This is a genomic window from Vibrio xiamenensis (assembly GCF_900100015.1).
GTDB lineage: Bacteria > Pseudomonadota > Gammaproteobacteria > Enterobacterales > Vibrionaceae > Vibrio > Vibrio xiamenensis.
This window is the reverse complement of record NZ_FNDD01000017.1, coordinates 16934-29010: the sequence shown is the minus strand read 5'-3', so window position 1 is coordinate 29010 and position 12077 is coordinate 16934. Positions and strand designations below refer to the sequence as shown.

The 12077-nt window shown below is 46.1% G+C and carries 9 protein-coding genes and 1 tRNA gene; 6 read left to right on the top strand and 4 right to left on the bottom strand.

Translation table 11 applies throughout. The features are described from left to right. Positions 1-16: 16 nt before the first annotated feature. Positions 17-1063 (top strand): selenide, water dikinase SelD, encoded by a 1047-nt coding sequence (gene selD / locus BLS03_RS14295; RefSeq protein WP_281241233.1) that lies wholly within the window; start codon positions 17-19, stop codon positions 1061-1063. 94 nt (positions 1064-1157) lie between these two features. On the opposite strand, the gene selB is transcribed toward selD, so the two are convergent. The 3 genes from selB to BLS03_RS25665 all read right to left on the bottom strand — a co-directional run bounded on the left by selB (position 1158) and on the right by BLS03_RS25665 (position 4612). Beyond that, positions 1158-3005 carry a selenocysteine-specific translation elongation factor gene (gene selB / locus BLS03_RS14290; RefSeq protein ID WP_093275236.1) on the bottom strand — a complete coding sequence of 616 codons (1848 nt, stop codon included), beginning with the start codon at positions 3003-3005 and terminating at the stop codon, positions 1158-1160. Beyond that, positions 3002-4435: an L-seryl-tRNA(Sec) selenium transferase gene (gene selA, locus BLS03_RS14285; protein ID WP_093275234.1), complete on the bottom strand. Its 1434-nt coding sequence runs from the start codon at positions 4433-4435 to the stop codon at positions 3002-3004. The genes selB and selA overlap by 4 nt, the downstream gene beginning before the upstream one ends. 85 nt (positions 4436-4520) lie before the next feature. Next, positions 4521-4612 (bottom strand) — tRNA-Sec (locus tag BLS03_RS25665). 834 nt (positions 4613-5446) lie between these two features. Here BLS03_RS25665 and BLS03_RS14280 point away from each other — a divergent pair. Together BLS03_RS14280 and BLS03_RS14275 are read left to right on the top strand one after the other, a co-directional pair. Further along, a complete protein-coding gene (locus tag BLS03_RS14280) occupies positions 5447-6217 on the top strand; it encodes a SoxR reducing system RseC family protein (protein ID WP_245696697.1) in 771 nt (256 codons plus the stop codon). Positions 6218-6429: 212 nt separating this feature from the next. Then, the gene (locus tag BLS03_RS14275) at positions 6430-7404 is read left to right on the top strand and encodes a TAXI family TRAP transporter solute-binding subunit (RefSeq protein WP_093275229.1); all 975 of its coding nucleotides are present in this window, start codon (positions 6430-6432) and stop codon (positions 7402-7404) included. A 232-nt stretch (positions 7405-7636) separates the two neighbouring features. Here the strand turns inward: BLS03_RS14275 and BLS03_RS14270 are convergent, their stop codons facing one another. Then, positions 7637-8545: a choline sulfate utilization transcriptional regulator gene (locus tag BLS03_RS14270; protein ID WP_093275226.1), complete on the bottom strand. Its 909-nt coding sequence runs from the start codon at positions 8543-8545 to the stop codon at positions 7637-7639. A gap of 138 nt (positions 8546-8683) precedes the next feature. On the opposite strand from BLS03_RS14270, the gene betC reads away from it, so the two are divergent. From betC to BLS03_RS14255, 3 genes are all read left to right on the top strand, one after another. After that, the gene (gene betC / locus BLS03_RS14265) at positions 8684-10204 is read left to right on the top strand and encodes a choline-sulfatase (protein ID WP_093275223.1); all 1521 of its coding nucleotides are present in this window, start codon (positions 8684-8686) and stop codon (positions 10202-10204) included. Between the two features lie 160 nt (positions 10205-10364). Beyond that, positions 10365-11261 carry a choline ABC transporter substrate-binding protein gene (locus tag BLS03_RS14260; RefSeq protein WP_342720409.1) on the top strand — a complete coding sequence of 299 codons (897 nt, stop codon included), beginning with the start codon at positions 10365-10367 and terminating at the stop codon, positions 11259-11261. A gap of 156 nt (positions 11262-11417) precedes the next feature. Further along, positions 11418-12077 carry a LysE family translocator gene (locus tag BLS03_RS14255; protein ID WP_093275221.1) on the top strand — a complete coding sequence of 220 codons (660 nt, stop codon included), beginning with the start codon at positions 11418-11420 and terminating at the stop codon, positions 12075-12077.

The following is a 12077-nucleotide window of genomic DNA, read 5'->3' as shown; positions in this document are numbered from 1 at the left end:
TTAAATTTAAGGAACAGTGATGAGTTCGATACGTTTAACCCAATATAGCCACGGCGCAGGGTGTGGCTGCAAAATTTCTCCTAAGGTGCTTGAGCAGATCCTCAAAAGCGATGTTCCGGCGTTTAAAGATCCAAATTTATTGGTGGGTAATGAACATCGCGATGATGCGGCGGTGTACGATTTGCAAAATGGCACCTCGATCATCAGCACGACCGACTTCTTTATGCCGATTGTTGATGACCCGTACGATTTTGGTCGCATTGCTGCCACCAACGCAATCAGCGATGTTTACGCCATGGGAGGGAAACCGATTATGGCGATCGCGATTTTGGGCTGGCCGCTGGATAAGCTCGCGCCAGAGGTGGCAAAGCAAGTCACTGAAGGTGGCCGCGCTGTGTGTCGGCAAGCGGGAATCACTTTGGCTGGCGGTCACTCGATTGATGCGCCTGAGCCCATTTTTGGCCTAGCGGTTACAGGTGTTATCGACACCGATAAAGTCAAACGTAATAGTCAAGCGCAAGCGGGCTGCGAGTTATTTTTGACCAAACCGCTCGGCATTGGGGTACTCACAACCGCAGAAAAACGCGCTAAATTGCAATTCGAGCATCAAGGCTTAGCGCGCGATTGGATGTGTAAGCTCAATAGTCCTGGTTTTGATTTTGCCAAACTCAACTGCGTGAAAGCCATGACTGATGTAACGGGCTTTGGTCTGCTTGGTCATCTAAGCGAAGTGTGCCTCGGTTCAAACCTGATGGCGCGAGTTGAGTTTGACAAAGTGCCGGTACTACCGGGCGTACAACAATACATTGATTTGGATTGTATGCCGGGTGGTACATTTCGTAACTTCGACAGTTATGGACACTTAGTTGCGCCGATGAGCGAACGGCAAAAATCGATCTTGTGCGATCCGCAAACTTCGGGCGGATTATTGCTGGCTGTGGAAAAAGGCCATCAGGATGAGTTACAAACCGTGGCAGCACTGCACGGTATTGAGTTAGCGCCATTTGGTGAGTTGTTGGAAAAGACCGACGCCGATTCGAGTATCGTTATCGAAGTGGTGTGATTGGCTCGATATGCCACTTGCAAAGCCATGCGCAAACCAATCAATCAAACAGCCAGCATCGCTGGCTGTTTTTATATCTATGAAATGAAACGCTTTAATCTAAGGAGCGCAGAATCACGCGCTGGTTTTCATCACGGCGCATCCAGCCATCAATTTCCATTTTATTGGCCAGTGGAATGGCGTATTTACGGCTTAAGCCGCTTCTATCTTTAATGTCCGCCATACTGATGCGATCGCCTTGGCTGTGGTTGGTAATAATCGCGCGCACCAGAGTTTGGTAAAGTTCGTCGGCATAGTAAATATCGCCTTCAAGACATATCACGTACTTAAGCCGCGCTAAGTTTCGCAACTGAGCTTTTTCGCTTGGCGCAAGCGATTGTTTACTGAGTTCAAAGCCGTCTTTGCCTTGAGAGCGAATACTACTGAGTAATGATTGCGCCTCTGGCGTTAAGTCATCTTCTGATTGTCCATCGCCCAACACCCATTTCCCGCAGCTTAAATGAATCGCGTGTTCGGCTTTGAGCATGGCGGTCAGACGCTCAATTGCGCCTTGCTCAAGGCGCAATGCATGACTGAGTTCGATATCACTGAGCGCGGCTTCCGGCTGATTTAAAGCCAACAATAGCTGCGCACGTGATTCATCTAGCCATTGGCTATCAAACAGCCAATCGCCAATTTGCACGCTTTGGCTTTTTTGGCTTTGCTGGCTAAGCGCGTTGAGCGCAGATTGAGTTAAGGCGTCGACGGCGATGAATCCGCGCAGCATAAATTCAATTTGCGTTTGCTGATGGCTTTCAATCGGCAAAACCAGACTATCGAGGGCTTGATACAATTTACGGCGAATAAAGCCATTAACAGCATCGGTCCAGACGATTGCGCCGCCTGCGATAAGCTCGCTGCCGCCATGGCGAATCAGCGCAACTGGCTGGGCAAAATACATCGGCGCAGGTTGGGTGAGCTTGATGCGTGCAAGCTGGGTGTCTTTGAGCACAATCAATTGGCCGAAGCCGTGCCAACTGCCAAACGCGACTTCAATCTGTTTGTTGCTTTTCAGTCCTGATGTTAGTGCAGGATTTAAACGCACGATAAAGCTGTCGCTGAGCACACAATCACTCGGCGATTTCACCAAGCAGTCACCGCGGCGAATGTCTTTGCGCTTAATGCCTTTTAAACACACCGCGACTCGGCTTACGCCATCGACCTGCTTACACTCCTGATGATAGGCCTGTAGGCTGCGAACTTTGACCGCTTGCGACACCGTATTGATATGGCTGCCGGAGGCGATGTGGACTTTATCATCGAGCGTAATTTGCCCTTGACCTAGGGTGCCGGTAACCACAGTGCCAATGCCATTAATGGTAAAGCTTCTGTCGATATAAAGGCGCATAGCAGTATCATCGGTTGAGGATGAATTATCGCGAATTTGTTCGATGATCAGCGCTTTAAGCACGTCGATGCCCTGATGCGTGATGGCAGACACCGCAACCACTTCGGCAATTTCACCAGTTAGGTTTAGCACCTGCTGCAGCGCTTGTTCTTCCAGTAAATCGATTTGCTCTGCGGTGACCAAATCGGCTTTGTTAATGCACACAATGACCTTGGTTTGACCCAGTGCATGGGCAATTTTGAGGTGAGAACTGGTCATCGCCATCCAGCCTTCTTGCGCTGATATTACAAGCACGACGGCATTAAGTGATGCCATGCCGGAAACCATATTGCGAATGTAACGTTCATGACCAGGTACGTCGACGACGCCGATGGTATTGCCATGGTCATCGCAAAAATGCGCAAAGCCTAAATCTTGGGTCATGCCAAGCTTTTGTTCGTGTTCGCGTGCGGTCATCATGCCAGTCATGGCTTGAATGAGCGTGGTTTTGCCGTGATCGACATGGCCAATCACGCCAATGGCGGCGTGATATGGCGAATGGGATATCAAGTTCATGGCGTGGTCGTCATTTTAGTTTCTGCGGATTGTGAGGCGTTTAACTTGTCGGCTTCAATGTCGGCATCAAGAGAGGCAAAATATCCTTCTAACTGGGTGTTAAGCCGCGCAATGTCGCTCTCAAGTATTGTGGCGAAATGACACAGCAGTTCGCCGTTTTGAATCGTGGTGATGATCGGAATAGGGCAACTGCGCAGATCGCGACTGATGGCTTCAACACTGCGCTTAAGTGGTTTAAACGCCACGCCATAAGAGGGATATTGCACTGTCGGTAGTGTGCCGCCACCAATCACCAAAGGCATCGATTTGGCGTATAAGTAATTGCTAAAGCGCGCGGCTAAAGCTTCGGCGCGCTGGCGAATCAGAGGTTCGTTTTTGACTGCGCGAAGCGCCACGCCTTGCCCGGCGTCGTCTTGATTTAGCTTAACGACCAACAAGGCTTCAAGCAGCGAATAGACGATGCGACTGGGGCGAAAGGTACGCATCATCGGATGTTTTTCCATCCGTTCAATCAGGTCACTGCGCCCGCAGACGATCCCCGATTGCGGGCCGCCAAAAATTTTATCGCCGGAGAAGCACACCAAATCGGCGCCCCATTTCAGATATTGCGCGGCGCTGGGTTCGTTATGACCCAATCCTTCATCGGTTAATCCGGATCCTTGGTCTACCGCCAGCAGTACATGGTCTGGCAGTTGTTTGGCGACATCGGCAATATTGGGCGCTTGGGTAAAGCCTTGAATCGCGAAGTTAGATTGATGCACCATCAACACCATGGCGGTGTTTTCGGTAATTGCATCGAGATAATCTTGGCTGGTCGTGATGTTGGTGGTGCCAACTTCCACCATTACCGCGCCAGTGAGTTTTAAAATATCAGGAATGCGAAATCCACCGCCGATTTGAATTTGTTCACCGCGCGAGATGATCACCTCTTTGCCGTGAGCCAGTTCGCTCAGTAGCAAGTACAGAGAACTGGCATTATTGTTGACCACCAGGGCGTTGTCGGCACCGACAAACTCGCGCAGTAGGGCGCGTAAAATGCCTTTACGTCCACCGCGTTTACCGGTTGATAATTCGATTTCGAGATTGTTATAGCCGGTATTCACATCGCGAACGCCGTCCCAAATCCGTTCGTCAATTGGGCTGCGTCCCAGATTGGTGTGAATGACAGTGCCAGTGGCGTTGATGACCTTTTGCAATTTATCGCTGGCGGTTTTTTTGCATTGCCGCTCAATAAGAGCGTGCACATCAATGCCTTCACAACCGCAGGTTTTGAAAGTAGGGCGACGACGAATCGATTCGAGTGTTTGCTGCATAATGCTGCGCACCACTGGGCGGCTAAGCGTTTGAATGTAGATATCAAACTGCGATTGTTGAAGCAGGTGTTCAATTTGCGGTAAGCGATAATTTATGGATGTGGAAGCGCTGGACATAGCAGATGCCTTTATGCGGCGTTTCGTTGCGAGCGCAAAGTTTGCAAGCCCACCGCGAAACGGGGTTTAACAGCAAACAGAAATTTGGCGGAAGAGGCAGGAATCGAACCTGCCAGAGCCAATTAGGCTCACATCGGTTTTGAAGACCGAGAAGGCCACCAGACCTCATCAACTTCCTCAGTTCGGTAGAGTTTCGTTTTGGGGATTTAAACCCTGTTGATAACGTCACCGGAGCGCCATAGTAAATAAACCGCTAACGCTAAGTTTTGCGTTAAATCAAATAATCACAAACGTGTTGTTAGGTGAGTTTTATAATAATAACGCTGTTTTGATGATTTAATTTATATTCGCGCAATTGATAAAAGAAATAATTAATTTGTTTGTTGTTTATGTTTTGTGCTTTCGTAAGTAAAGCCGGTTATTTGTATGGGTTTGAACGAATGGGTTTTGAGTTATGTTGTTATTTATCAATTATTTATTCTTATGCTTAGTTATTGGTTAAACATTGATCTGGAAAGTTTTGATGGGGTTATTATCAATTAAATACAGCGCAGATGAATAGGGTGATAATTAAATTTATCATCTTGGTTTAAATTTTATCCATTTATACTGCTATCAAATAAAAGCTGATTTTTAGATTTTGAAAATGCAATCATGGTATTTCTATCCTACCGCTAATAATTATCCATTTGTGATTTTAGCCAGTTTAAAAACAGCGTCACTTGTTCGCTCGTTGCAAACTCTGAAGCAAGCAAATGTCATCGTTTTAATGAAACATCGTATGGTATCTATAGAAATGCATCAGTTCATATACTGTCATTCTTTCGTATGTGCATGTTAATTCATTAGGATTATTTATAAATCGACAATTCTAAATAAAAATATTTAATGTTATCATCCTGATAGTCGCAAATTTCATAAAAAATCTGCGTTACTTGTTTTGAATATCTATCACCAAGTACGGAAGCATAATTGGAGTGAACATGAAACAAAGAAGTTGGAGAGGTCGTTTTGAGTACAGACATTAAAGAAACTAGGATGCTAAGTCTAGGTAATCTTGTTGAGCAGAGTAATAACCAAATTGCTGAAATAAAACGTGAGCAAAGTGCTCAAATTACTGCGACTGCCCGTAATATCGGTTTTGTCGTTTTTGGGTTACTGGGCTTGTTCTTAGTTGGCTTTATAGCGTTACAAATTATCGCCGGCACCATTGCTTTACTTGTGGGTCTTGGTGGTCTGGCATTTATGTTTTATGCATTGCGTTACTTAACAATGAACGACAAGCATATAAAGCAGAAAATGCGTAATCGTGTAATTGCGAATATGATCGAAGAGGCTAAAACTCACAAAGTTGAAACGTTGACTAATTTGGTCCTAGATTCCAAAGAACGACTCGATGGCGCTCGACAGGCTCGTGACAAAATGGGTGGATATGTTGGGAAAGTCAATGCAAAGTTAGCTGAAGCTGACACATCATCACCTCATTATAAGCGTATGGTCAAGATGTCAGAACAGGTTGAACAAGCCTATGAACTAGTTAAAAAGAATGTAGAGCGTGCGGGACAAGCACATAAACGTTTGTCTACAAAAGTTCAAGAATACAAAGAAATGGCTGAGTTCTCTGATATCGTTAATGACGCAATGGCTTTTGCAAAATCGAAGACAGATACATTGGAAGAAATGCTTGGAATGGAAGCATTTGCTCAAATCGATCAAGATTTCCAAGAAGCTATGGTGAGCATTGAAAACTCGGTTGCTGATTACGAACTTGATAACGATTAAGGTGGAATGAAATTATGTCAAAAGAAAAAACTCAACCTGAAACTTCTACAAAAGTAATGCGAATTGTTATCGCAGTCATTTTCACCGTGCTGGTAGTGTTATCGGTAATGAACTTTTTATCGACTGGTCATTCGTCGGGTTCTAATTCTGATAACTATCAGAATACTACATCTGAAAGTCCATTTTAAATCAACCCAAGGAATGAATTATTTATGAAATTAAAAGTCACGGTATTATCAGTGTTGGTAATCTTAGCCTCTCTTCCCGCACAAGCCAAAACTTTGAATATGGGTACTGGAAGTACTAAAGGAAACTATTATTCAATGGGTATGGATATTAAAAGTTATTGTAGCGGTAGTATCGGCGTGGATCTGAACATTGCCGAGACGACCGGGTCGGTAACCAATTTAATGGGGTTAATGGACAAAGACTATTCGTTGGGTATTGTTCAAGAAGATGTTCTAAATTACAACGCCAAACGTAATCCCAAAAAAGTAAATCAGAATCGAATGAAAGTGCTAACAGGTTTACATGAAGAAGCCGTTCATCTGTTGATTCCTAAGGGTTATAACCCAAAGTCATCACATGATACAAGTATGTGGAGTAAATGGGGTTCAATGTTGGGAGGTGATGAGCAGCCTCATCAATTTGAACTCTCAATGTTGAAAGGACAGGAGGTCGGTTCTTGGGGCGGCTCGATTGTTTCGGCAGAAGCGTTAGGATATTTTTTCGGTCTGAATATTCACGTGACAGAAGTAAAGAACAAGGGCGATGTTAATGATACGAGCAAACCATTGATACTCGTGGGTGGCGCTCCTTATCAAGTAGTACAAGATTATTTGGCTTCAGGGAAGTGGACACTAGCGGCACTGAATTATGATGCTATCTCTCAACAAGCATCATTCTATAGTAAACAAAATGTAAATTACCAGATTAGCGGGAAAGTTCGCTCGGTTCCTACTGTTGCTGTACGTGCTTTACTTATTGGTAAATCGTTCCGCAAAGATTCGCGAAATAAGCCGATGACCGAACTTGCGACTTGTATCTATAACAACGTTGCAGATCTTGCTGATGATCCTGATACTAATCCAAATTGGGGTAGTGTGTACGATTATATTGAAGGTAACGGTCAAACGAATTGGTCATATTTCCCATTGGATGAAGCGAAGCTCGATTCAAATGATTAACGTTTGACAATTTACAGCACCTATAGGAATGCGCTCTCGAATATGAACGAGAGCGTTTTTTTTTTCAATATTAGATATTCAATTCAGTTCCCTTTTTAAGTAGTAATCGTATCCAAAAAAGGTCTTAGGGAAGTTATATATTGCGAATTAAGTAATTTTTAATCTCTAAGATAACCAGAATTCTTTAACTATTAAAACGCGAATGTAGTATATCCACCCCTCCATCCTACCGCTAATAATTATCCATTTGTGATTTTAGCCAGTTTAAAAACAGCGTCACTTGTTCGCTTGGCGCTTGCTGTTTTGACATCACAATGTGATAGCCGTGATCGGTCGTGACAGCAAAATGCTTTAGCGCCATCAATACGCCGCTTTCGATAAAACTGTCAAGTAACGGAGACCAACCGAGCGCAACACCTTGTCCTGAAATCGCCGCTTGCACCACGAGGGTGTAATTGTCGAATTCCATTAACGCCTCAGGCGATTGCCATAAGGTGTGGTGATGGGCAAATAGAGCCTCCCAATCAAGCCACTTTTGGCCAAGGTCTGCGTTTAGTTTTAAAAGCGGTGCTTGGGACAAGTCCTCAAACGATGAAAAGCCTTGATATTGCTCAAACAGTTTCGGGCTGCACACCGGATAGACATGTTCAATCAGCAGTTTTTCACTGTGATAACCGGTGTAATGACCGTCGCCAAATAGCATTGCGATATCGGCATCGGCGCTGACCAAATCGATTTCAGACTGTGAGGTTTGAATTCGAATGTCGATATCTGGATGTAAGCGGCGAAATTCGGCCAATTTCGGCATCAGCCAATACGCGGCGAATGCGAAGTCGGTTGCGAAGTTAATCCTTGGCGGCGCGGTGTTTTGTTTGATTTTTTGCACCACGTCACGTAATTCTTTCAAGCTCTTTTGCGTCGTTTCTAGCAATAAATATCCCGCATCGGTTAGGGTCACGCCGCGATAAACGCGCGCAAAAAGTGCGACGCCTAATTCCGTTTCTAAACTGCGAATCTGTTGGCTGACGGCGGGTTGAGTCGTGCCTAACTCACGTGCGGCAGCAGTGAAACTTAATAATCTCGCCGCAGATTCAAACACCACCAAGGACTGCAAAGGTGGCGTGTCGTTTCTAGATAACATAAGTAAAACTTATCCTAAACATAACTTTTCAGTCAGTTTACAACCCATTTTCACTTGTGCAAGGTATTAAATAATTTGTGACCTATGGATTTAACATCACACATGCTTATCGCATGTTACACGCAAAAAGGAGCGATAATGCCTCGCAAGCAGCCAAATATTTTGTTCATCATGGCCGACCAAATGGCCGCCAGCGCACTGCCTGTTTATGGTCATAGTGTGGTGAAGGCGCCTAATCTTGAAACTCTTGCCAGACAGGGGGTGGTGTTTGATTCTGCATATTGCAACAGCCCGCTGTGCGCGCCGTCGCGTTATGTATTAATGACTGGCCAGTTGCCAAGCCAAATTGGCGCTTTTGATAACGCCGCCGATTTCCCGGCAGATATTCCAACCTTCGCCCACTATTTGCGCGCGCAGAATTATCACACCGCGCTTTCGGGCAAAATGCATTTTTGCGGCCCAGAGCAGCTGCACGGTTTTGAAACGCGTTTGACAACCGATATCTATCCCGCTGATTACGGTTGGTTCCCGAACTGGGACGAGCCAGAGGTGCGTCCAACTTGGTATCACAACATGTCTTCGGTGACCCAAGCAGGCCCTTGCGTGCGTAGTAATCAGCTTGATTTTGATGACGAAGTGGTGTTTCACGCTAAGCGCTATCTTTACGATTATGTACGCGGCGACCAAGCGCGGCCTTTTTGTTTAACCGTATCGATGACCCATCCCCATGACCCGTATGCGATTCCGAAGCAATATTGGGATCGCTACACTAATGATGAGATTGATTTGCCTAAGGTGTCGATTGCAAAACAGCAGCAGGATCCGCATTCACTAAGGCTTCAACAAGTCTACGCATACGATGAACAGCCGATCACCGAGCAGCAAATTCGCAATGCGCGCCGCGCTTATTATGGCGCCATTAGCTACGTTGATGACAAAATTGGTGAGATTTTGACGGCGTTAAATGACGCAGGGCTCGCTGATGACACCATTATTGTCTTTTCTGGCGACCACGGTGACATGCTCGGCGAGCGTAATCTTTGGTACAAGATGTCGTTCTTTGAAGGTTCGGCGCGGGTACCGATGATTGTTCATTACCCTAAGAGTTATGAGGCGAAACGGGTTAAACAGTCAGTGTCGACTATGGACTTGTTGCCGACGTTCGTTGAGATGGCCAACCCTGACACGCAACATCAATACGCAATGCCGATTCAAGGCCGCAGTTTAATTGGCCACTTAACGGGCTCAGCCAATGTGCACGATGAAGTGATTGGTGAATATTTCGGTGAAGGTGCCATTGCGCCGCTATTTATGATTCGCCGCGGTGCGTACAAATATGTCCATTGCGCTATTGACCCCGACCAACTCTACCACCTTGAAAGTGACCCGTTTGAGCTGACCAACTTGGCCAGTGACCCAACCTATGCCGACATTTGCCGCGAATTTCGCCAAGAGGCATTAGCGCGTTGGGATAGCGAAGCGCTTACTCAAGATGTGCTCGTGAGCCAGCGTCGTCGCCGCTTAATCGTCAAGGCACTTGATGTTGGAGCGAAAAAGCCTTGGGATCATCAACCGATTTTTGACGCCAGTGAAATGTATATGCGTAATCACATTGATCTGGACGATCTTGAAGCGCGCTCGCGCTTTCCTAAACCTTAACGTCATTTTCGATAAAGACATCATTAAGGAAAGAACTATGACACAGGAGCAATACATGTCTATTTCGTTTTTTACCCTAAAGCCCAATAGGCTTATCCAACTATTCAAGCTGGCGTTCACCTCAAAGGCACTGAGCTGGGCGTCTATCGCTGCGGCAGCAATGTTTGCCACTGGCAGCGCGCTGGCAGCAGAGCCTGCGCAGTGCAAAAAAGTCACCTTTAGCGATCCGGGCTGGACGGATATCGGCGCCACCAATGGGGTCGCGACCACGTTACTTGAAACCTTGGGTTATAAAACCCAAGTGTATTTGCTGAGTGTGCCGGTGGGTTTTGAAAGCTTAAAAAACGGTGAAATCGATGCTTTTATGGGTAACTGGATGCCCGCGCAAAAAGATTTCATCACCAAATATCAAAGCCAAATCGATGTGCTGCGCACTAACCTGGAAGGGGTTAAGTTCACGCTCGCGGTGCCAAGTTATGTGTATGACCAAGGCGTGAAAGATTTTAGCGATTTGAATAAATTTGCTGATGATTTCCGTCATCGCATCTATGGCATCGCACCAGGGTCACCGGCCAATGAAAACTTGCAAAAGATGATCGATAAAAACGATTTCGATATGAAAGATTGGCAAGTGGTTGAGTCAGGTGAGCAAGCGATGCTTTCTGAAGTTGACCGCGCGATTCGCCGCCACAAATTTATTGTGTTTCTTGGCTGGGAGCCGCACCCGATGAACGTCAATTACGACATCAAATATTTAAGCGGTGGCGACGACTACTTTGGCCCTAATTATGGCGGTGCGACGATTCATACCTTGACTCGCAAAGGTTACGCCAGCGAATGTAGCAATGTCGGTAAACTGCTCGGCAATCTCAAATTTAGCCTCACCATGGAAAATGAAATCATTGATGCGGCGAGTAAACAAGATACTCTGGCAAAAGATGCGGCGCGCACATGGATAAAAGCCCATCCACAAGTGCTCAAAGATTGGCTTGAGGGAGTGACGACCTACAGTGGAGACCCTGCAATGCCTGCAGTCACTAAAGCGCTGGGCTTGTAGTTCAATCAGTGAATGTGTGTTGAACGCCAATTGGCCGGTCTGACTATCAGGCCGGTTTTTTTGCGTTACTCGCCGTATGCAATCGTTTAGCGGTTTTAATTTCTAACAACCTTGATTTCTAACGAACTTGATTTCTAACGAACAAAAGGAGCGGTGATGGATTACAGTATCTTTGTGTTATTAAGTTTGGCGGCGGTGCTAAGCCCAGGGCCTGCGGTGTTACTAACGGTGAGTAACTCGGCGCGTTTTGGCGTTAACGCTGCGTTTTATGGCATTGCTGGCAATGTCAGCGCAATGCTGTGCATGGCGGCGCTTTCTGCCGCTGGGCTTGGCGCGTTACTTCAAGCATCAAAGCTCGGTTTTACGCTGCTTAAAATCGTCGGTGGAGCCTACCTTATCTATTTAGGTATCAAAGCTTGGCGGCAAAGTCGCCAGGCCCAGTGGAGTCTAGAAATTCAATCCGAGCAAATGGATGCCATTACTGAGGATGGAAGAATACAGCGCCAAGGTGTGGCGAAGGCGAAGCATTTATTTGCGGAGGCTTTTTTCGTGGGTATCAGCAATCCTAAAGCCATCGTGTTTTATAGCGCACTGTTTCCACAATTTTTGCATTTAGACCAACCGATCGCCGCGCAGTTTGTATTGCTCGCGGGCACTTTTGCTTGCTGCTCGTGTTCGGCGCTGATTGGCTATGCGTGGTTAGCAGGGCAACTTAAAGAGTTGCTTAAACGGCCAAAAATAAGCCAGCGATTTCATCAAATCACTGGCGGAATATTTATTGGTTTTGGTTGCAGCTTGTTGGCGGCGTCTCGCTAA

Coding starts and splice junctions, on each gene's coding strand:
- BLS03_RS14275 (WP_093275229.1), top strand. CDS start 6,430: ATGAAATTAAAAGTCACGGTATTATCAGTGTTGGTAATCTTAGCCTCT.
- BLS03_RS14260 (WP_342720409.1), top strand. CDS start 10,365: ATGTTTGCCACTGGCAGCGCGCTGGCAGCAGAGCCTGCGCAGTGCAAA.
- selB (WP_093275236.1), bottom strand. CDS start 3,005: ATGAACTTGATATCCCATTCGCCATATCACGCCGCCATTGGCGTGATT.
- BLS03_RS14255 (WP_093275221.1), top strand. CDS start 11,418: ATGGATTACAGTATCTTTGTGTTATTAAGTTTGGCGGCGGTGCTAAGC.
- selA (WP_093275234.1), bottom strand. CDS start 4,435: ATGTCCAGCGCTTCCACATCCATAAATTATCGCTTACCGCAAATTGAA.
- betC (WP_093275223.1), top strand. CDS start 8,684: ATGCCTCGCAAGCAGCCAAATATTTTGTTCATCATGGCCGACCAAATG.
- BLS03_RS14270 (WP_093275226.1), bottom strand. CDS start 8,545: ATGTTATCTAGAAACGACACGCCACCTTTGCAGTCCTTGGTGGTGTTT.